Origin of the sequence: Streptomyces sp. NPDC006733 (genome assembly GCF_040636125.1) — a bacterium.
Lineage (GTDB): Bacteria > Actinomycetota > Actinomycetes > Streptomycetales > Streptomycetaceae > Actinacidiphila.
In genome coordinates, this window is sequence record NZ_JBEYJD010000005.1 from 107061 (window position 1) to 127229 (window position 20169).

The following is a 20169-nucleotide window of genomic DNA, read 5'->3' on the forward strand; positions in this document are numbered from 1 at the left end:
CGCCGAGAGGCCGTGCGGGCAGCTCCGCCACCCGCGCCGGCCGTGCCGCAGTTGAGACCGGACGATAGCAAATGAGCGGGGAAGGCTTTACACCGGCCCTACGGTTCACGACGTGGACCCGGCGGATTCCGGCTCGACATACAGGATCTTCGCCTTCATATGGGCGCGGGCCTGTGCGGCGATCCAGACGAGAGTGGTGCCGAGAAGGGCGAAGGCGAAGGCCCGCTGGTTGAACAACCCGGTGTTCTTGAACACCGCGAGGACCACCGCGAGCAGCAGGATCTGGGTCGTGTACAGCGCGAGACCCATCATCTGGAATAGCGCCGGGTAGGACTTCGCCACTCGCTGCAGCACCAACAGGCCGATCGACATGAACGCGATGACCACGAACGCGCCGAAGGCGGCGCCGAGTGCTCCCTTGCCACCGGCGAGCACTCCGCTGACAACGACGGCGATGACACCGGCGGCGGCAGAGGGGACAGCGCAGTGAAGGAACATTCGGACGTCGTTGGACTGCATGGTGGCAGCTCCTCCGGCGGGAGTTGGGGGAAAGCGGCTGGTCGTCGGAGACGAGCGTAGACCCGGACCGAGGACGTGCCTCACGCCGGAAGACCGTCGCACTGGGGTCTTTCGGCTTGTTTCCCGGGTTTCGTGAACGGTATCACAAAGTATTTGATGCGGTCTTTACCTTGTAAGTGTGCTGCCTGTCACACGGAAGGCGTACTTGGCGTGTCATCACGCTGACGTCGCACCCTCTATCTGGTACAGGCGAACGGCCGGTTACCGGCGGCTGTCGACCGGGCGTCGGTCGGGCAGCCGCGAGCGGTCGCCGATCGCCGTCGAACCGTGCACGCCGGCCGCTCCGCCGGAGCGGATCAGCTGCTCGGCGGCGAGCTGCGCGGCCTGCGTCGTACGGCGCCTGCGGCGGTAGCGGGGCGGCACGAACGACTCGGCCCAGCGCGGGGCGCGCGGGCGGAAGCGGGGCAGCAGCAGCACGACCAGGCCGATGGCGCTGAGCACCATGATCACGACCACGATCCACAGGCTGGAGGAGTTGAGCGAGAAGGCGACCGCGCCGAACGCGATCAGCGCCGACCAGAAGTACATGATCAGCACGGCCCGGCTGTGCGAGTGCCCGATCTCCAGCAGCCGGTGGTGCAGGTGGCCGCGGTCGGCCGCGAACGGCGACTGGCCGTTCCAGGTGCGGCGCACGATGGCCAGCACCAGGTCGGCGGCCGGAATCGCGATCAGGGTGAGCGGCAGCAGCAGCGGCATGTAGACCGGCACCATGAAGTGCACGGTCTCCCGGGTCGACCCCGTCATGTCGGTGATCGCGTCAGGGTCCACCTGGCCGGTGATGGAGATCGCGGACGAGGCGAGGACCAGGCCGATCAGCATCGAGCCGGAGTCGCCCATGAAGATCCGGGCCGGGTGCAGGTTGTGCGGCAGGAAGCCCAGGCACATCCCGATCAGGATGGCACTGAACAGCGTCGCGGGGGCGGCAGCCTCCACGCCGTAGCCGTACCACATGCGGTACGCGTACATGAAGAACGCGATGGCGGCGATGGCGACCATGCCGGACGCCAGCCCGTCCAGGCCGTCGACGAAGTTGACGGCGTTGATGGTGATCACGACCAGCGCGACGGTGAGCAGCGTGGACTGGATCGGCGACAGCGAGACGGTGCCCACACCGGGGACCGGCAGCCACAGGATCGTCAGACCCTGCAGCACCATGACGCCCGCGGCGATCATCTGGGCGCCGAGCTTGATCAGGGCGTCCACGCCCCACTTGTCGTCCAGCACGCCCAGCAGCCAGATCAGACCGGCTCCGGAGAGCAGCGCCCGCGGCTCGTTGGACAGCTCGAAGACGCTGCTGAGGTTCCACAGGTGCGAGGAGACCAGCAGACCCGCGCAGAGCCCGCCGAACATCGCGATCCCGCCGAGCCTGGGGGTCGGTTCCCGGTGCACGTCCCGCTCACGGATCTCCGGCATGGCGCCGGCCGCGATGGCGAACTTCCGCACCGGGCCCGTCAGGAGATACGTGACGGCGGCGGTCACACACAGCGTCAGCAGATACTCGCGCACAGGGCTGCCTCCGGCAGGGTCGGCCGGGAGAAGCGGTGCTCCAGGGGCGTCGGGCAGGTCCTCACAGCGTCACACCTTAGTGGCGTCGTCCGCGCGGCTGCGAACATCTGCGAAGACTCACAGGGTGCGGCCGTGGTTCCCGGGGCCCCGCGACGGCGTTCAGGCCGGGTACGGCGGGAAGCCCCCGACGAGTCGCACGACCTCGGCGGCGAGCCCTGGCTCCTCGCGCAGCGCGCGGGCGATCAGGGACGCGACCTGCGGCATCTCCGGTTCCGCCATGCCCTGGGTGGTCACCGCGGCGGTGCCGATCCGGATGCCGGAGCCGGTGTCGCACGGCTGCAGGTCGTACGGCAGCGCGTACTTGTCGAGAACGATCCCGGCGGCGGCGCAGCGCCCCCTGGCCTGTACGCCGGTGACACCCAGTGGGGTGACGTCGGCGGTGATCATGTGGGTGTCGGTGCCGCCGGTGGTGACCGTCATCCCCTCGGCGGCGAGCGCGTCGGCCAGCAGCCGCGCGTTGGCGACGACCTGGTGGGCGTACGCGGCGAACGCCGGGGTCGCGGCCTCGGCGAAGGCCGCCGCCTTCGCGGCGATCGAGTGCAGGTGCGGGCCGCCCTGCGAGAACGGGAAGACCGCGCGGTCGATGCGCTGGGCCAGCTCGGCGCCGCACAGGATCAGGCCGCCGCGCGGCCCGCGCAGCACCTTGTGGGTGGTGGCGCAGACGACGTCGGCGTACGGCACCGGGTTCGGGGCGGCGCCGCCGGCCACCAGGCCCAGGGTGTGCGCGGCGTCCACGATCAGGTACGCGTCGACCTCGTCGGCGATCTCCCGGAACAGCCGGTAGTCGATGTGCCGGGGGTACGCGATGGCACCGCACACGATCGCCTTGGGGCGGTGCTCCCGGGCCAGCGCCCGCACCTGGTCGTAATCGATCAGGCCGCCGCCGTCCGGGGCTCCAGGAGGCGTCACGCCGTAGCCGACGAAGCGGAACCAGCGACCGGAGAAGTTCGCCTGCGAGCCGTGCGTCAGGTGGCCGCCGTGCGGCAGCGCCATCGCGAGCACCTTGTCGCCCGGGACCAGCAGCGCCGCGTACGCGGCCAGGACGGCGGAGGAGCCGGAGTACGGCTGCACGTTGGCGTGCGCGGCGCCGAACAGGCCGGTGGCGCGCTCCACCGCCAGCCGCTCCGCGACGTCCACCAGCTCGCACCCGGAGTGGTGGCGGCGGGCGGGGTACCCCTCGGCGTACTTGTTGGCGAGCGGCGAGCCGAGCGCGGCCAGGACAGCGGACGAGGTGAAGTTCTCCCCCGCGATCAGCTGCAGCGTCGTGCTCTGCCGGTCCAGCTCGGCCAGCAGCGCGCCGGCCAGCTCCGGGTCCTGCCGCCGCAGTGCGTCGAAGTCGGGCTGCCACATCCGGGCGGCGGGCCGCGGCGGGGTCTGTACGGGGCGTTCGGCGACCGGCATGGCAGGACTCCCGCAGGAGGGTCGGGTAACTGCACCCCACTGTAGGGGCGCCACCGCCGACGCGCCCGGCGAGCGCGGGATCACGGCCGGATCCCGCCGCGCCCGGCCTGCCGGCGGCTCCGGCGGGGCTCTAGCGCGGTGTCGGGGTGCGGATTCCGGTCAGCGCGGTGACGACCGGGTCGAGGGAGCTGTGGATCTCCTCGCCGATGTTGCGGAAGAACCCGATGGGGGCGCCGTAGGGGTCGTAGACCTCGTCCGCCTCCGCGCTCGGGGCCAGCAGCCAGCCGCGCAGCGCGGCGGCCGCACGCACCAGCGCACGGGCGCGGTCGGACACGGTGCCCTCGGGCAGGGTCGCGGGGTCTATCGCCCGCACCAGCCGGGTGAACTCCTTCAGCGTGAAGGTGCGCAGCCCCGCCGCGTGCCCCATCGAGATGACCTGCGCCCGGTGGTCGCGGGTCGCGGTGAGCACCAGGTCGGCGTCGATGACGTGGTCGTCGAGCAGCTCGCGGCCGATGAACCCGGACGCGTCGGCGCCGTACTCGGTCAGCACGGCGGCGGCGTGCGCCTCCATGGGCGCGCCTTCGTGCCCCCACGTGCCGGCGGACTCGACGAGGATGCCGTCGGCGCCGTCACCGAGCCGCAGCGTCAGCTCGTGGCGGGTCAGCCGCTCGGCGATCGGCGAGCGGCAGACATTGCCGGTGCAGACGTGGAGGATGCGGAAGCGGTCGTCCCTTTGACCAGGCAGCCCCGGTATGCCACGCCTTTCGGGCGCGGTCAATTGCGCTCCTCCAGGTCGGGTACGACCTCGCGCAGCTGGTCGGCGCTGATCGCGCCGGCCCGCAGCAGCACCGGGATCTTTCCGGTCACGTCGACGATGGACGACGGGACCGTGGCGGGCGTCGGCCCGGCGTCCAGGTACACCGCGACGGAGTCGCCGAGCATCTCCTGGGCGGCGTCGCAGTCCTCGGGGGAACGGTGGCCGGTCAGGTTGGCGCTGGACACGGCGAGCGGGCCGGTGGCGGTCAGCAGTTCGATCGCGACGGGGTGCAGCGGCATCCGGACGGCGACGGTGCCACGGGTGTCGCCGAGGTCCCAGCTCAGGGACGGCTGGTGCTTGGCGACGAGGGTGAGCGCGCCGGGCCAGAAGGCGTCGACGAGCTCCCAGGCCTGCTCGGAGAAGTCCGTGACGAGGCCGTGCAGCGTGTTCGGGGAGCCGATCAGCACCGGGGAGGGCATGTTGCGGCCGCGCCCCTTGGCCTCCAGCAGATCGCCGACGGCCTGCGCGTCGAACGCGTCCGCGCCGATGCCGTACAGGGTGTCGGTGGGCAGCACGACGAGCTCACCGCGTTTGATGGCGGACGTCGCTTCGCGCAGTCCGGCGGCGCGGTCGGTCGCGTCCGAGCAGTCGTAACGCCGTGCCATTAGCTGACCTCCAGGCTGTGCGCCGCTGCGGCGCCGTGCGTGCAGTTGACCCGCGCCATCATGGCGTCGCCTTGCGGGCTGTGGTGAAGCGGGGCCGGTTGTTCAGGTCGGGGTGGTCGGCGGCGTCGGCCCAGCCGGCGTCCTCCTTGAAGATCCACGGAACCTGGCCGCCCTGCGAGTCCGCGTGCTCGATCACGACGACACCGCCCGGCCGCAGCAGCCGGTGCGCCGTGCGCTCGATGCCGCGGATGGTGTCGAGGCCGTCCTCACCGGAGAAGAGGGCCAGTTCGGGGTCGTGGTCACGCGCTTCGGGCTGCACGTACTCCCACTCGGTGAGCGGGATGTACGGCGGATTGCTGATGACGAGGTCCACCTGGCCGTTGAGCTCGGGGAACGCGGTGAGCGCGTCCCCCTGCTCCAGCTGGACCTTGCTTCCCTCGATGTTCTTGCGGGCCCATTCCAGGGCCGCCTCCGACAGCTCCACGGCGTGCACGCGCGAGCGCGGCACCTCCTGGGCCAGCGCCAGCGCGATCGCGCCGGAGCCGGTGCACAGGTCCACGATCAGCGGCTCGGCCACGTCCATGGCCCGCACGGCGTCTATCGCCCAGCCGACGACGGACTCCGTCTCGGGACGCGGGACGAACACGCCGGGCCCGACCTGCAGCTCCAGGTACCGGAAGAAGGCGCGCCCGGTGATGTGCTGGAGCGGCTCGCGGGCCTCGCGGCGGGCGACCGCCTCCCAGTAGCGGGCGTCGAACTCGGAGTCGGCGACCGAGTGCAGCTCGCCGCGCTTGACGCCGTGCACGTACGCGGCCAGTTCCTCCGCGTCGAAGCGCGGGGACGGCACGCCGGCGTCGGCCAGCCGCTGGGCGGCCTGCGCCACCTCGGCGAGCAGCACGTTCACTGATTGCCCTCCTGTTAGCTCGCTGTGGCCGGTCCCCCGGCGCTACGACCGGTGTCGCGGCCGGTGTCAGCCGGCGTCGCCGGCCGCGGCCAGCTTGGCGGCGGAGTCGGCATCGACACACGCCTGGATCATCGCGTCGAGGTCCCCGTCGAGGACCTGGTCCAAGTTGTACGCCTTGAAGCCGACGCGGTGGTCCGAGATGCGGTTCTCGGGGTAGTTGTACGTCCGGATCCGCTCCGAGCGGTCCACCGTGCGGACCTGGCTGCGGCGCGCGTCGGAGGCCTCCTGGTCGGCTTCCTCCTGCGCGGCGGCGAGCAGCCTGGAACGCAGGATACGCATCGCCGACTCCTTGTTCTGGAGCTGGCTCTTCTCGTTCTGGCAGGAGACCACCAGACCGGACGGCAGGTGCGTGATGCGCACCGCGGAGTCGGTGGTGTTGACGGACTGCCCGCCGGGGCCCGACGAGCGGTACACGTCGATGCGCAGGTCGTTCGGGCCGATCTCGACCTCGACCTCCTCGGCCTCGGGCGTGACGAGCACGCCGGCCGCGGAGGTGTGGATGCGGCCCTGCGACTCGGTGGCGGGCACCCGCTGCACGCGGTGCACCCCGCCCTCGTACTTCAGCCGCGCCCAGACGCCCTGACCGGGCTCGGTGGCCCCGTTGCCGCCCTTGGTCTTCACGGCGACCTGGACGTCCTTGTAGCCGCCGAGGTCGGACTCGTTGGCCTCGATGATCTCGGTCTTCCAGCCGACGCGCTCGGCGTACCGCAGGTACATCCGCAGCAGGTCGCCGGCGAACAGCGCGGACTCCTCGCCGCCCTCTCCGGCCTTGACCTCGAGGATGACGTCCTTCTCGTCGTGCGGGTCGCGCGGCACCAGCAGCAGCCGGAGCTTCTCGGTCAGCTCGGCGCGCTGCTTGTCCAGCACCTTCAGCTCGGCCGCGAAGTCCGGATCGTCCTGGGCGAACTCACGGGCGGTCTCGATGTCCTCGCCCGTCAGCTTCCAGGACCGGTAGGTGCCGATGATGGGCGTCAGCTCGGCGTAGCGCTTGTTGAGCTTGCGGGCGTTGGCCTGATCCGCGTGTACCGCGGGATCGGCGAGCCGCTTCTCGAGGTCGGCGTGCTCGCCGATCAGTTCCTCGACTGCCTCGAACATCTGCTGTGCCTCTCCTGAACAACCCTGGACTGCTATCGGTACCGGACGACAAAGCGCCGGTCCGGTCCCCCGACGAGTCGGGGGGCCGAGAACCGGCGCTTTCGGGTCGCTACTTCTGGGCGGACCCGGCGGCCTTCTTGCCGAAGCGGGCCTCGAAGCGGGCCACGCGGCCACCGGTGTCGAGGATCTTCTGCTTGCCCGTGTAGAACGGGTGGCACGCGGAGCAGACGTCGGCGCGAATCACGCCGCTCTTCTCGGTGCTGCGGGTCGTGAACGACGCGCCACAGGTGCAGGTGACCTGGGTCTCGACGTACTCGGGGTGGATTTCGCGCTTCAAGGGATGCTCCTAGGTTCGGGAGGGCGCCGGGTCGTGGAGCGGGTTTGCGTCACGTGAACCGGGGCCAGCGGTCCAGTCTGCCAGCACTGGCCGTATCTCCCAAAACGAGAGGTCGGCGGAATTCATTCCCGGGGCCCGCGAGGGCCGCCGAGGGGGTACCGGGAGCATCCCGCGGGCGTCCCGGGAACCTTCCGCGGGCCTCCCGCGAGCGTCAGGAGCCCGATCCGACGACGCCCTGGGCCTCGGTGTCGGCGCCCGCGGACCCCTTGGTGGCGGCGGCCGGTATCGGCTGGTCCGCCTTGAGCGCCTGCCAGACCAGCGCGGCCTGCGCGTCCAGCGGCTCGACGCGGTTCGCGTCGCTCTTCGCGTACTGGACCGGCAGCGTCACCATGGTGATGTGCTCGGACTTCAGGCCCCCGAGGCTCTCGGCCAGGCCCTTGAGGCCGCTGACGGAGGCCAGCTCCGAGTCGGTGGTGATGGCCCTGGTGGCCCGGTCGGCGACCTTGATGAGCTTGGCGGGGTTCGACAGCACGCCCAGGCCGTTCACCCGGTCCATGAGCGCCTTCATGAACGCCTGCTGCAGCTGTATGCGGCCCAGGTCGCTGCCGTCGGCCACGCCGTGCCGGGTGCGGACCAGGCCGAGCGACTGCTCGCCGTTGAGCGTGTGGGTGCCGGCCGCCAGGTCCAGGTGGCTGGACTTGTCGTGTATCGCCTTCGTGGTGGTGATCGGGACCCCGCCGAGGGCGTCGATCAGGCCCTTGAAGCCGGTGAAGTCGACCTCGATGTAGTGGTCCATGCGGATCCCCGTCATGGATTCGACGGTCTTGACCGCGCACGCCGGGCCACCGAGCTCGTACGACTCGTTGAACATGACCTTGTGCGCCTCGGGCGAGGTGCCGCCGCCGGTCTTCGAGCACTCGGGGCGGGTGATCAGGGTGTCGCGCGGGATGCTCACCACGCTGGCCGTCTTCCGGCCCTCGTAGAGGTGGACGATCATCGCGGTGTCGGAGCGGGCGCTGCCCTCGTCCGCGCCGTACTTGTTGTTCGCTCCGGCGCGGGAGTCCGAGCCGAGGACGAGGATGTCCTCGGAGCCGTTGTCGACCTGCGCGGGGCGGTCGTCACCGAGCGCCTGGTTGATGTCGACGCCCTTGATGTTGCCGTTGAGCTTGAAGTACAGGTAGCCGGCTCCGGCGCCGCCCGCGAGGACGACTCCCGCGACGACCCAGGTGGCTATTCGCAGCGGACGGCGGCGCGGCGGGGGCCGCCGGCGACGGCCGGAGGCGGGAGCGGAGCCGGACGTGCCGTTCGTGCCCCGCGTATCGCTCATGTCGTCCGCCATGGCCCCTCAGTCCTCGTCCGTCTCGTCGGTGTGCTGCTACCCCCAGCTGTGTCGCTCAGGCGTGGCTCGTTCTGTCCTGTCAGACGGTGGATCGTCCGACGTGGTTCCTGCCGAGTGTGCACCCCGAACATGAGAACGGGCTCTCAGGCGCCCCTTGCGGGGACCCCGAGAGCCCGTTCTCACGCGTTGTACAGCCCTTCTACGGCGTATGTCGTATGACAAACGTCTCAAAAGGGACGAAATCGTCAGTCGTTGTTGTTCCCCGGCGTCGTCTTCGCGATCTGCATGAGGAACTCGGCGTTCGACTTCGTCTGCTTCATCTTGTCCAGCAGCAGCTCGATCGCCTGCTGGGAGTCGAGCGCGTGCAGCACCCGGCGGAGCTTCCAGACGATCGCGAGCTCGTCGCGGTCGAGCAGGATCTCTTCCTTGCGGGTACCGGACGGGTCGACGTCCACCGCGGGGAAGATGCGCTTGTCGGCGAGCTTGCGGTCGAGCTTGAGCTCCATGTTGCCGGTGCCCTTGAACTCCTCGAAGATCACCTCGTCCATGCGCGAGCCGGTCTCGACCAGAGCGGTGGCCAGGATGGTCAGCGAGCCGCCGTCCTCGATGTTGCGCGCCGCACCGAAGAAGCGCTTCGGCGGGTAGAGCGCGGTCGAGTCGACACCACCGGACAGGATGCGGCCGGAGGCCGGCGCCGCGAGGTTGTACGCGCGGCCCAGACGGGTGATCGAGTCCAGCAGGACGACCACGTCGTGACCCAGCTCGACGAGACGCTTGGCGCGCTCGATGGCCAGCTCGGCGACGGTGGTGTGGTCCTCGGCCGGGCGGTCGAAGGTCGAGGAGATGACCTCGCCCTTCACCGACCGCTGCATGTCGGTGACCTCTTCCGGACGCTCGTCGACCAGGACGACCATCAGGTGGCACTCGGGGTTGTTGACCGTGATCGCGTTGGCGATGGCCTGCATGATCATGGTCTTACCGGTCTTCGGCGGAGCCACGATCAGACCGCGCTGGCCCTTGCCGATCGGCGCGACCAGGTCGATGATCCGGGTCGTCAGCACGCCCGGGTCGGTCTCCAGGCGGAGCCGGTCCTGCGGGTAGAGCGGGGTCAGCTTCTGGAACTCCGGACGGCCGCGGCCGGAGTCGGCCGCCATGCCGTTCGCCGAGTCCAGCCGGACCAGCGCGTTGAACTTCTCGCGGCGCTCGCCGTCCTTGGGCTGCCGGACGGCGCCGGTGACGTGGTCACCCTTGCGCAGGCCGTTCTTGCGGACCTGGGCCAGCGAGACGTACACGTCGTTCGGACCCGGCAGGTAGCCGGAGGTCCGGATGAACGCGTAGTTGTCGAGGATGTCCAGGATGCCCGCGACGGGGATCAGGACGTCGTCGTCGTTGACCGTCGGCTCGTTGCCGAACTGCTGCTGCTCGTCGCGGCGGTTGCTGCCCCGGCCGCGGCGGTCGCGGTAGCGGCCACGACGGCGGCCGCGGCCGTCGCCGAACTCGTCGTCGTCCTGCGCGTTCTGACCCTGGCTCTGGTCACGGCCCTGGTCGCGGCCCTGGCTCTGCGCGCCCTGGTCGCGGCCCTGGCTCTGGCCCTGCGGGTTCTGGCCCTGGCCGCCGCCCTGGCTCTGGCCGCCCTGGTTGCCACCGCGGTTCTGGCGGTTGCCGCCCTCCGCGCCTCCCGCGGCGCCCGCGCCGTTGTCGTCGCCCCGGTTGTTGCGGCGCTCGCGCTGCCGCTCCTGGCGCTCGCGGCGGTCGTTCTGCCGGTCGCCGCGCTGACCGCGCTGGCGGTCCTGGCGGTCCTCGCCGGACGCGGCCCTGCCGTCGGCGGACTTGCCCTCGGCGGTGTCCGCGGCGGCCTCGGCGCGCTCGTTGCCGCGCTCGCCCCGACCGGCCTTGGGCTGCTCACCGGCGGGCTGGCCGGGGATTTCGATCTGCTTCGCCTCGGACGGCGCGGCGGCGGCCGGAGCCGCGGCAGCGGGCTCGGAGCTCTCCACCGTGCGGGCCCGGGAGGTCGCCCGGCGCTTCGGCTTCTCGGCAACGGGCTCGGCGGTCGCCGTGCCGGCGACCGCGGCGGCCTTGGAGGGAGCGCTGGTGGCCCCGCCCTTGCCGGCCTGGGTCTCCTTGATCGTCTCGATCAGCTGGCTCTTGCGCATCCGCGCGGTGCCCTTGATACCGAGACCGGAGGCAAGCTGCTGCAGCTCTGCCAGGACCATGCCGTCGAGGCCGGTCCCCGACCGGCGGCGCTTGGGGGCAGCACCGGTGGCAGGCGCGGCAGCGGCGTCCGGAGCGGGCGCGGCGTCTGCGCGCACGCCCATCAGATCGGTGGTGTCGCTCACGAAGGGTCCTTCCCTGGAGCGGACGTCGGCCTGTCTGGCTCGGCGACCGGTTGTGCTGTCCGGATCTGGGCGTTTCCGCTGCTCAGAGCCGGGGCGATGGTCCGCCTGATGGCGGCAGAAATACAACATGGTTCCGACGCGAACGGTGAAGGAGATTATTCGCGCCGACTCCGGAGCGTGCTCGACACTGCTTAGGCGGGATGCTCAGGCAGTGTGGGAGGCTCCCGGAAGAGTGGCGGTCCCCAGAAGGGACACAGATCACTTCTGCGTGCACTTCGGCACCATTCGTGTGCATGGTCCGTCGAGTGCAGGCTTGACATTAACACTACCGGATCCAACAAACATTCCCCCTCTCTTCAACCGGCAATCGTGTCACTGCCCCACTGCGAGGGGCAGCACACAGGCCCCTGCCGCGTCGAGGGCCAGGCGGTTCGCCGCCCACCCCTCCCCCGCGAGCCGGGAGACTTTGTCGGCGGCGCCCTCCTCGGTCAGCGCGAGGACCGTGGGCCCCGCTCCCGAGATGACTGAAGGGACGCCGTCGGCACGCAGCCGGTTCACCAGAGCCACACTTTCGGGCATGGCGGGTGCGCGGTAGTCCTGGTGCAGCCGGTCCTCGGTGGCGGGAAGCAGCAGCTCGGGGCGGCGGGTGAGCGCCTCCACCAGCAGCGCGGCCCGGCCCGCGTTCACCGCCGCGTCCACATGGGGGACGGTGCGCGGCAGCAGGCCGCGCGCGACTTCGGTCAGGACGGGCTTGGACGGGACGAAGACCACCGGGACGACGGAGGCCGCCGGATCCATCCGGATCGCGCGGGCGGCGCCGGACTCGGTCCAGGCGAGGGTGAAGCCGCCGAGCAGACAGGCGGCGACGTTGTCGGGGTGGCCCTCGATCTCGGTGGCCAGTTCCAGCAGCGCGGCGTCGTCGAGACGCTCGGGGCCGCCTATGGTCACCGCGCGGGCGGCCATGATCCCGGCGCAGATCGCGGCGGACGAGGAACCCAGGCCGCGGCCGTGCGGGATGCGGTTGGCGCAGACCACCTCCAGGCCGCGCGGCTGTCCGCCGAGCAGGTCGAAGGCGGTCCGCATGGAGCGCACCACCAGGTGCTTCTCGTCGCGGGCCAGGTTCTCGGCGCCCTCGCCCGCGATGTCCACGTGCAGCCCGGAGTCGGCGACCCGGACCACCACATCGTCGTAAAGGCCCAGCGCCAGGCCGAAGGCGTCAAAGCCGGGGCCGAGGTTGGCGCTGGTCGCGGGGACGCGCACTCGGACCGCGGCGGCGCGGAAGGCGGGACCGGCCATCGTTCGACGATTCTCCTTGTGCTGGTGCTTGTTTCTTGTGCAGAAGTGCTGTTCTGCCCCGGAATGCCGAGCCATTGGCGATGTACGGCGGGGCTGCGGTGAGCGGCGGGAGCGGCAATGCCTCTGGCATGAACCGGATCGGCGCACTGCGGCGCCGGTAGGGGTCAGCCTATCGAAGGAAGGTTCTGCTGCGACATAGGGCGCACGAACAGCGCGCGATGCGTGTCGCGAGCTTCTCCGTGCGCCCCTGTCCCACGGGGCTCCGTCAGGCCAGTCCGAGCTTCTCGGCCGCGGCGTCCGCGTCGACCGCCACGGTGACCGGCTGGGGCGCGCCGGCGACCGCCCAGTCCGGGTCCTTGAGGCCGTTGCCGGTCACGGTGCAGACGATCCGCTGGCCCGGGTCGACCTTGCCCTCTTCGAGCGCCTTGAGCAGCCCGGCCACCGACGCGGCCGAGGCGGGCTCCACGAAGACGCCCTCCTTGGCTGCCAACAGCCGGTACGCCGAGAGGATCTGACGGTCGGTCACCGCTTCGATCAGGCCGCCGGAGTCGTCCCGCGCCTCCTCGGCGAACTGCCAGGAGGCCGGGTTGCCGATCCGGATCGCGGTCGCGATGGTCTGCGGGCTGCGGACCGGGGCGCCGTTGACGATCGGCGCGGAACCGGACGCCTGGAATCCCCACATGCGCGGCTTGCGCGTCGAGACCTTGTCGTCCGCGTACTCGCGGTAGCCGCGCCAGTAGGCGGTGATGTTGCCCGCGTTGCCGACCGGAAGCAGATGGAGGTCGGGCGCGTCGCCGAGCGCGTCGACGATCTCGAACGCGGCGGTCTTCTGGCCCTCGATACGTACCGGGTTGACCGAATTGACCAGTGCGACCGGGTACTTCTCCGACAGCCCGCGCGCCAGGTCCAGGCAGTCGTCGAAATTGCCGTCGACCTGGAGGATCTTGGCGCCGTGGATCAGCGCCTGGCCCATCTTGCCCAGGGCGATCTTGCCCTGCGGCACCAGGACCGCGCAGACCATGCCGGCGCGCACCGCGTAGGCGGCCGCCGACGCGGAGGTGTTGCCGGTGGAGGCGCAGATGACGGCCTTGGCGCCCTCCACCTTGGCCCGGGTGATCGCCATGGTCATCCCGCGGTCCTTGAAGGAGCCGGTGGGGTTGGCGCCCTCGACCTTGAGGAACACGTCGCACCCGGTCAGCTCGGAGAGCAGCTGCGCGGGAACGAGCGGAGTGCCACCCTCCAGCAGCGTGACGACCGGGGAGTCCGGCGCGACCGGCAGCCGGTCGCGGTACTCCTGGATGATGCCGCGCCACTGGTGGGTGCCGGACATCCGGGGACCCGCGGTGGATCCGCTCGGAGACTCGGTGGTGACAGCGTTCATAGTGGGTTACTCCCCTTCCACGCGCATGATGCTGGCGACGCCGCGTACGGTGTCGAGCTTCCGCAGTGCCCCGACGGTCGCCGACAGGGCGGCGTCGGGCGCACGGTGAGTGACGACGACGAGGGACGCTTCGCCGTCCTTGCCCTGCTGGCGGACCGTGTCGATCGACACGTCGTGTTCCGCGAAAACGGTGGCGACCTGGGCGAGGACGCCCGGTTTGTCCGCCACGTCAAGGCTGATGTGGTAGCGGGTGACCACATCGCCCATCGGGCTCACCGGCAGTTGCGTGTACGCGGACTCGCCGGCGCCTGTGGAGCCTGCCAGTTTGTTGCGGCAGGCGGCCACGAGGTCGCCGAGTACGGCGGAGGCGGTGGGTGCGCCGCCCGCGCCGGGACCGTAGAACATGAGCTGGCCTGCGGCCTCCGCCTCGACGAAGACCGCGTTGTACGCCTCGCGGACGCTCGCCAGCGGGTGGCTGAGCGGGATCATCGCCGGGTGGACCCGGGCGGTGACGGAGCGGCCGTCCGCGGTGCGCTCGCAGATGGCCAGCAGCTTGACCGTGCAGCCCATCCGCTTGGCGGACGCGATGTCGGCGGCGGTGACCTCGGTGAGGCCCTCGCGGTAGACGTCGTCCATGGTCACACGGGTGTGGAAGGCGATCCCGGCCAGGATCGCGGCCTTCGCGGCGGCGTCGAAGCCCTCCACGTCGGCGGTCGGGTCGGCCTCGGCGTAGCCGAGCGCGGTGGCCTCGTCGAGCGCCTCGGAGTAGCCGGCGCCGCTGGAGTCCATCTTGTCGAGGATGAAGTTCGTCGTGCCGTTGACGATGCCCATCACGCGGTTGATCTTGTCGCCGGCCAGCGACTCGCGCAGCGGGCGGATCAGCGGGATGGCGCCGGCGACCGCGGCCTCGTAGTAGAGGTCGACCTTGTGCTTGGCGGCGGCGGCGTGCAGCGTCGCGCCGTCCGCGGCGAGCAGCGCCTTGTTGGCGCTGACCACGGACGCGCCGTGCTCGAAGGCGGTGGTGATGAGGGTGCGGACCGGCTCGATGCCGCCGATCACCTCGATGACGACGTCGATGTCGCCCCGTTTGACCAGGGCGGTGGCGTCGGTGGTGAGCAGCTCGGCGGGGACGCCGGCGCGCACCCGGTTGGGACGCCGCACCGCGATTCCGGCCAGCTCGACGGGGGCTCCGATCCGCGCGGCGAGATCGGCGCCCTGCGTCGTCATGATGCGCGTCACCTCTGAGCCGACCACACCACAGCCCAGCAGCGCCACCTTCAGCGGACGCGTACGCATCATCCGACCTCGTTTCTCACATCTCTCGGGGTAGGACCAGTCTCACGCACCGGACGCGAGAATCCATCTCCTGTCCGGTGCGTGAGACCAGCCCCGCTGTTTTTGAGATTTCACTTCAGCCGACGTCGAGACGCAGGAGATCGTCCTCCGTCTCACGCCGCACGATCACCCGCGCCCCGCCATCATTCACGGCCACCACGGGCGGCCGCAGAGCATGGTTGTAATTGCTCGCCATGGAACGGCAGTACGCCCCCGTCGCCGGGACGGCGAGCAGATCGCCGGGCGCGAGGTCGGCGGGCAGGAACGCGTCCTTGACGACGATGTCGCCGGACTCGCAGTGCTTGCCGACGACCCGCGCGAGCATCGGCTCGGCCGTGGACGTCCGCGACACCAGCGAGACGCTGTACTCGGCGTCGTACAGCGCGGTACGGATGTTGTCGGACATCCCGCCGTCCACGCTCACGTACGTCCGCAGCCCCTCCAGCGGCTTGACGGTGCCCACCTCGTACAGCGTGAACGCCGTCGGGCCCACGATCGCCCGCCCCGGCTCCACCGACAGCCGCGGCACGGACAGCCGGTTCGCCTCGCACTCGCGGGCGACGATCTCCCGCAGCGCCTTGGCGATGTCGTGCGGCTCGGCCGGGTCGTCGTCCGACGTGTACGCGATGCCGAGGCCGCCGCCGAGGTCGATCTCGGGCAGCTCCACGCCGTGCTCGTCGCGGACCTCGGCCAGCAGCGACACCACGCGGCGCGCGGCGACCTCGAAGCCGGCCATGTCGAAGATCTGCGAGCCGATGTGCGAGTGGATGCCGACCAGATCCAGCGCGTCGAGCTTCAGCACCCGGCGCACCGCCTCGGCCGCCTGCCCGCCGGCGAGCGCCAGCCCGAACTTCTGGTCCTCGTGCGCCGTCGCGATGAACTCGTGCGTGTGCGCCTCGACGCCGACGGTCACCCGGATCTGCACCCGCTGGCGCTTGCCGAGCCGCTCGGCGGTGTGCGCGACCCGGACGATCTCCTGGAACGAGTCCAGGACGATCCGTCCGACGCCCACCTCGATGGCGCGCTCGATCTCCTCCTGCGACTTGTTGTTGCCGTGCAGCGCGATCCGGTCGGCCGGCATGCCCGCGGACAGCGCCACCGCCAGCTCGCCGCCGGAGCACACGTCGAGGTTGAGCCCCTCCTCGAACAGCCACTTCACGACCGCCCGGGACAAGAACGCCTTCCCGGCGTAGAAGACGTCGGCGTCCTCGCCGAACGCCTCGCGCCACGCGTGGCAGCGGGCCCGGAAGTCGGCCTCGTCGAGGAAGTACGCGGGCGTCCCGAACTCCTCGGCGAGCGCCCGCACGTCCAGACCGCCCACCTCGGCCGCGCCGTCGGCGTTGCGGGTGACCGTACGGGCCCACACCCGCGGATCGAGGACGTTCAGGTCGGCGGGGGGCGCCGTGTAATGCCCCTCGGGCATCACGTCGGCGTAGCGGGGCCCGGCGGGGTGGGCGGATCTACTCACGGGACTCTGTCTCCTCAGAGATGTTCTGGCGCGCTGATGCCGAGCAGGGTCAGGCCGCCTGCCAGCACCGTGCCGGTCGCTTCGGCGAGCGACAGCCGGACACGGTGGGCGGCCGAGGGTTTCTCGTCGCCGCGCGGCAGCGGCGGGCACTCGTCGTGGAAGCGGAGGAAAGCGTCGGCGAGCCGTTCCAGGTGGCGGGCGACCCGATCGGGGGCGCGGTGCCGGGCGGCGGTCTCGATGACACGGGGGTAGTCGGCGATCAGGCCGAGGAGGTCCGTCTCCGCGGGATGGTGAAACGTACCGTCCGCGGCCTCCGAGGAGGGTTCGATGCCCAGATCGTGGGCGTTGCGCAGCAGCGCCCGGGTCCTGGCGTGCGCGTACCGCACCCGGAAGAGCGGATTCCCGGCGCGCTGCGAGAGCAGCGCCGCGGCGTCCAGGGACGGCGTGTCGTCGGCGGGGGGCCGCAGCAGCGCCCAGCGGGCGGCGTCGTCGCCGAGCCGCTCGCGGAGCTCGGCGGGGGTGGCGCCGGCGGGACGGGGGCGCACGGACTCGGGGTGCCCGGCGCCGGCCTGGGCGCCGCAGGCGCGCAGCAGCAGCGTCAGGGCCTCGGCGGTGGCGGCGGCGCGCGCCTCACCGTCGTGGACGGGGGTCACGGACGTGCCGGCGAGCGCGTCGCTGTGGCCGTACGCCGCTCCGCGCTCCAGCACCCTGCGCACCACGTCCCCGTAGGCGGCCACGTCGAGCGTGATGTTCAGGAAGCCGGGACCGGCGATCACCACCTGCGCGATGCCGGGCTCGGTCGCCAGCCGCTTGCGCAGCACCTCCGCGACCTCCCGCGACGGACGGCCCGCGGCGCCCGCGAGCTGCAGCGCGACGTTCGTGGCGTAGTCACCGCACCCGGGCCGGGGCGGCCGCTGCACACTGATCCGCTCGGGTACGGCCACCCGCAGCTCGTCGGCCGCGACGGCGCGGCGAACCGTGCTCAGCACAGCACGGGAGAGCTCGGCGGGGGTCACACGGAAAGGGTAGGCGAGGAGGGGGGTACCCATGCGACCGGGTTTCTCCGCGGAGCTGCCCGGCCAGGCGTTTCAGCTCATCCGCTGCCGGGCGCCGCAGCGGCCTGGCCCTCGGTGGGCGCTCCCTCACTGCTGGGCGCGCCGGGAGCGGCGGGCCCGCCGAGCGCGAGCCGCCGCACCACGTTCACCAGATCGGACGGCTCGAACGGCTTCCCGAGGAACGCGTCCACCCCGGCGGCCACCCCGCGCTCGACCTCCAGCTGGGTACACGCGCTGACGATCGCGATCCGGATCCCCCGCGTCCGCGGGTCGGCCCGCAGCCGGGCCGCGGTACGCAGCCCGTCCAGCCGCGGCATCACCACGTCGAGCGTGATCACATCGGGCTGCACGCGGTGCACGATGTCCAGGCATTCGGCACCATCAGCCGCGGTCACGACCTCGAAGCCCTCCAGCTCGAGATTGACCCTGATCAGCTGCCGGATGACCTTGTTGTCGTCGACCACAAGCACCCGGCCGGACATGCCCGGCACATCTCGAAGAGTAGGCGGGGCCATCGCGATCCGTCCGCGTTTTGCCCACTTCTTCCCCGTGAGAGGGACCTTTCCCAACCCGCCCCCGCCCACCCCACCCCATGCGCTACCGCCCACCGGGCAACACCCCAAAACCCTGTACCCAGGCACCATGCACAAGCTGGTAGGGTTTCACCCGTCACCGCTACTGCGGACGACACGCCCCCGTAGCTCAGGGGATAGAGCATCGGCCTCCGGAGCCGGGTGCGCAGGTTCGAATCCTGCCGGGGGCACTTCGCGAGAAGTGCCAGAAGACCCCGTAACCAGCGGAAACGCTGGGGACGGGGTCTTCTCGTATTTCCGGGCCTTCAGGGACCGGGACAGGCCCGCCCCTCCCCCGGGGCGGAGCGTCGCACGCAGCCGCGGGTCAGTTCGGGGTGAGGCGGGGGCCGCAGGGGGTGGTGGGGGTGGTGGTGCGGCGGTTGGTTGCCTCGGGGATGGCGGGGGGCAGGTTGCGTTGGAGGGATTTCAGGCGGGCCTGGTCGGGGACCGCGGCGCTGCGGATCCAGTCGCCTGTGGGGGTCGAGGTGGAGAGCGGGACGTAGCCGTGGGCGGTGAGGGTTGCGGGGGTCAGGCCCGAGAGGGTCGTCCACGGGCTGTGGACGTGGATGAACGTGGGGCGCACGTGGTCGAAGACGTAGGAGCGGAGCCGGGTCGTGTCGTGGGCCGCGTACGCGTCCGCGATGGTCGGGTCGGTGAGGCCCGCCAGGTCGGTGACGCGCAGGCGGGTCGTCAGGAGGGTGCCGCCCAGGTCGGGGAGGAGCAGCCCGGCGTCGGGCAGGGCGAGTTGGTCGGCGTAGGTGTTGAAGAGCCGGCCGTAGCGGTCGGCGACGAAGCACATCGACAGCGTCGGGTCCGCCTCGAACTCCGCCGCCCGGGGCCGCTGGCCGGCCAGCGACAGGACTGCTCCGACAGCCAGCGCCGACGCCAGTACCGCCCGGCCGCGCGGCCGTTCGCGGTCCCAGACGGTGACCGCGGCCAGCGAGCCCGCGAACGCCGCGAGCGCCCAGACCGGGGTCGCGAAACGGTGCAGCCCCATCCAGTCGCGCTGCAGCATCCCGTACGCGGTCAGGGCCAGACACAGCGGGACGAGCACGGCCAGCAGCGCCCGGCGCGGCGCTCCCGGGCGGGCGAGCGCGGCGGCGGTGCACGCCAGGGCGGCGAGGACCAGGGCCCAGCCCGCGTACGCGACCAGCTCGGTGACGCGGGCGAGGTCGGCCGGGCCCGGCGTGCGCTGCGCCTTCGCGACCGCCGTGTTGGGGACCCAGCGGCCGAACTCCGCTCTCCTCCACAGGAGGTGCAGTGCGTACGGCGTGCCGAACGTCGCCAGCGACAGCGCGATCCGGCGGAGCGAGCCCGCGCCGCGGGCCGGCAGCAGCACCGTCACGGGGTACGCCGCCGCGTAGACGATCCCGTCCGGGCGGGTGAGCGCCGCGACCAGGGCCAGCAGGCCGGTCGCCGCGGCGGTGGAGGTCCGTAGCAGATCGGCGCGGGCGGCGGACGTGGCGAGCATCGCCGCCAGGGCGGTGACGGCGAGGCCGTACAGGGGGTTCTCCAAGCCGGAGAAGAGCCAGACGACCAGCGAGAAGTTCCCGGCCATCGCCGCGCCGGCGAGCAGCACCACCGCCCACGCCCGCCCCGGCAGCACCGCCCGCGCCGCGACCGCCACCGAGGCCAGCATCCCGGCCACGCACAGCAGCGCCAGCGTCTTCGGGAACCACACGAGGTCCGAGACGCCGAACAGCGCCCCGTGGTCGAACAGCCGCAGCCGCCGCCCGGTCACCAGCAGCGCCAGCCACGCCGGGTTGGAGTACCCCTCCACCGGTGGCGCGCCGGCCTGCTGGGCCGGGCCGTACCCCTCGTCGACGCTGCGCGCGTAGGCGTACGTGATGGCCGCGTCGTCCACGATCCACTGCCCCAGCCGCAGCGCCTGCCCCCCGACCAGGAGGGTGCCCGCGAGGACCGCGGCAGCGTCGGGGAGCGTCCGGCGCCCCGCGGGTCGGGGGGCGCGGGTCTGCGAGGTTCTGGTCACATGGAGGTGAACCGCGCGGCGCCCGTCACGTCA

The 20169-nt window shown here is 71.5% G+C and carries 17 protein-coding genes and 1 tRNA gene; 1 reads left to right on the plus strand and 17 read right to left on the minus strand.

The genetic code is table 11. From position 1 onward, the window contains the following. Window positions 1-105 precede the first annotated feature (105 nt). The 16 genes from ABZ721_RS06990 to ABZ721_RS07065 form a co-directional block, all read right to left on the minus strand. On the minus strand, window positions 106-519 hold the full coding sequence (locus tag ABZ721_RS06990) for a hypothetical protein (protein WP_358787554.1): 414 nt from the start codon (window positions 517-519) through the stop codon (window positions 106-108). Between the two features lie 261 nt (window positions 520-780). Then, window positions 781-2085, minus strand: a complete 1305-nt coding sequence (locus ABZ721_RS06995) for an MraY family glycosyltransferase (protein ID WP_358787555.1) — start codon at window positions 2083-2085, stop codon at window positions 781-783. 159 nt (window positions 2086-2244) lie between these two features. Continuing rightward, window positions 2245-3495 (minus strand): serine hydroxymethyltransferase, encoded by a 1251-nt coding sequence (gene glyA, locus ABZ721_RS07000; RefSeq protein WP_358787654.1) that lies wholly within the window; start codon window positions 3493-3495, stop codon window positions 2245-2247. A 181-nt stretch (window positions 3496-3676) separates the two neighbouring features. Further along, on the minus strand, window positions 3677-4324 hold the full coding sequence (locus tag ABZ721_RS07005; protein WP_269277315.1) for a protein-tyrosine-phosphatase: 648 nt from the start codon (window positions 4322-4324) through the stop codon (window positions 3677-3679). Next, the gene (locus ABZ721_RS07010) at window positions 4321-4968 is read right to left on the minus strand and encodes an L-threonylcarbamoyladenylate synthase (protein ID WP_358787556.1); all 648 of its coding nucleotides are present in this window, start codon (window positions 4966-4968) and stop codon (window positions 4321-4323) included. Before ABZ721_RS07010 ends, ABZ721_RS07005 begins: the two co-directional genes overlap by 4 nt. A gap of 58 nt (window positions 4969-5026) precedes the next feature. Further along, window positions 5027-5872 (minus strand): peptide chain release factor N(5)-glutamine methyltransferase, encoded by an 846-nt coding sequence (prmC, locus tag ABZ721_RS07015; protein ID WP_358787557.1) that lies wholly within the window; start codon window positions 5870-5872, stop codon window positions 5027-5029. A gap of 66 nt (window positions 5873-5938) precedes the next feature. Further along, on the minus strand, window positions 5939-7027 hold the full coding sequence (gene prfA, locus ABZ721_RS07020) for a peptide chain release factor 1 (RefSeq protein ID WP_358787558.1): 1089 nt from the start codon (window positions 7025-7027) through the stop codon (window positions 5939-5941). A gap of 109 nt (window positions 7028-7136) precedes the next feature. Then, window positions 7137-7364, minus strand: a complete 228-nt coding sequence (rpmE, locus tag ABZ721_RS07025) for a 50S ribosomal protein L31 (protein ID WP_138355974.1) — start codon at window positions 7362-7364, stop codon at window positions 7137-7139. Between the two features lie 211 nt (window positions 7365-7575). Further along, the gene (locus ABZ721_RS07030; RefSeq protein ID WP_358787559.1) at window positions 7576-8691 is read right to left on the minus strand and encodes an LCP family protein; all 1116 of its coding nucleotides are present in this window, start codon (window positions 8689-8691) and stop codon (window positions 7576-7578) included. A 257-nt stretch (window positions 8692-8948) separates the two neighbouring features. Then, on the minus strand, window positions 8949-11039 hold the full coding sequence (rho, locus tag ABZ721_RS07035; protein ID WP_358787560.1) for a transcription termination factor Rho: 2091 nt from the start codon (window positions 11037-11039) through the stop codon (window positions 8949-8951). A 372-nt stretch (window positions 11040-11411) separates the two neighbouring features. Beyond that, the gene (thrB, locus tag ABZ721_RS07040) at window positions 11412-12335 is read right to left on the minus strand and encodes a homoserine kinase (RefSeq protein WP_138355997.1); all 924 of its coding nucleotides are present in this window, start codon (window positions 12333-12335) and stop codon (window positions 11412-11414) included. A gap of 265 nt (window positions 12336-12600) precedes the next feature. Next, window positions 12601-13665: a threonine synthase gene (thrC, locus tag ABZ721_RS07045; RefSeq protein ID WP_358787655.1), complete on the minus strand. Its 1065-nt coding sequence runs from the start codon at window positions 13663-13665 to the stop codon at window positions 12601-12603. A gap of 57 nt (window positions 13666-13722) precedes the next feature. Beyond that, a complete protein-coding gene (locus tag ABZ721_RS07050; RefSeq protein ID WP_358787561.1) occupies window positions 13723-15015 on the minus strand; it encodes a homoserine dehydrogenase in 1293 nt (430 codons plus the stop codon). 112 nt (window positions 15016-15127) lie between these two features. Next, window positions 15128-16519: a diaminopimelate decarboxylase gene (gene lysA, locus ABZ721_RS07055; RefSeq protein WP_358787562.1), complete on the minus strand. Its 1392-nt coding sequence runs from the start codon at window positions 16517-16519 to the stop codon at window positions 15128-15130. A gap of 14 nt (window positions 16520-16533) precedes the next feature. After that, window positions 16534-17535: an ArgS-related anticodon-binding protein NrtL gene (nrtL, locus tag ABZ721_RS07060; RefSeq protein WP_358787563.1), complete on the minus strand. Its 1002-nt coding sequence runs from the start codon at window positions 17533-17535 to the stop codon at window positions 16534-16536. A 77-nt stretch (window positions 17536-17612) separates the two neighbouring features. After that, window positions 17613-18056 (minus strand): response regulator, encoded by a 444-nt coding sequence (locus tag ABZ721_RS07065; RefSeq protein WP_358787656.1) that lies wholly within the window; start codon window positions 18054-18056, stop codon window positions 17613-17615. 209 nt (window positions 18057-18265) lie between these two features. Between ABZ721_RS07065 and ABZ721_RS07070 the strand changes: the two genes are divergently transcribed. Beyond that, window positions 18266-18337, plus strand: a tRNA-Arg gene (locus ABZ721_RS07070). Between the two features lie 134 nt (window positions 18338-18471). Here the strand turns inward: ABZ721_RS07070 and ABZ721_RS07075 are convergent. Continuing rightward, entirely contained in the window at window positions 18472-20136 is a 1665-nt protein-coding gene (locus ABZ721_RS07075) for a hypothetical protein (protein WP_358787564.1), read from the minus strand. Window positions 20137-20169 lie beyond the last annotated feature (33 nt).

Bases quoted from the DNA above. Each gene is read 5' to 3' on its own strand.
- ABZ721_RS07010 (WP_358787556.1), bottom strand. From the start codon at position 4,968: ATGGCACGGCGTTACGACTGCTCGGACGCGACCGACCGCGCCGCCGGA.
- thrC (WP_358787655.1), bottom strand. From the start codon at position 13,665: ATGTCCGGCACCCACCAGTGGCGCGGCATCATCCAGGAGTACCGCGAC.
- ABZ721_RS07030 (WP_358787559.1), bottom strand. From the start codon at position 8,691: ATGAGCGATACGCGGGGCACGAACGGCACGTCCGGCTCCGCTCCCGCC.
- thrB (WP_138355997.1), bottom strand. From the start codon at position 12,335: ATGGCCGGTCCCGCCTTCCGCGCCGCCGCGGTCCGAGTGCGCGTCCCC.
- ABZ721_RS07065 (WP_358787656.1), bottom strand. From the start codon at position 18,056: ATGTCCGGCCGGGTGCTTGTGGTCGACGACAACAAGGTCATCCGGCAG.
- glyA (WP_358787654.1), bottom strand. From the start codon at position 3,495: ATGTGGCAGCCCGACTTCGACGCACTGCGGCGGCAGGACCCGGAGCTG.
- prfA (WP_358787558.1), bottom strand. From the start codon at position 7,027: ATGTTCGAGGCAGTCGAGGAACTGATCGGCGAGCACGCCGACCTCGAG.
- ABZ721_RS07050 (WP_358787561.1), bottom strand. From the start codon at position 15,015: ATGATGCGTACGCGTCCGCTGAAGGTGGCGCTGCTGGGCTGTGGTGTG.
- ABZ721_RS06990 (WP_358787554.1), bottom strand. From the start codon at position 519: ATGCAGTCCAACGACGTCCGAATGTTCCTTCACTGCGCTGTCCCCTCT.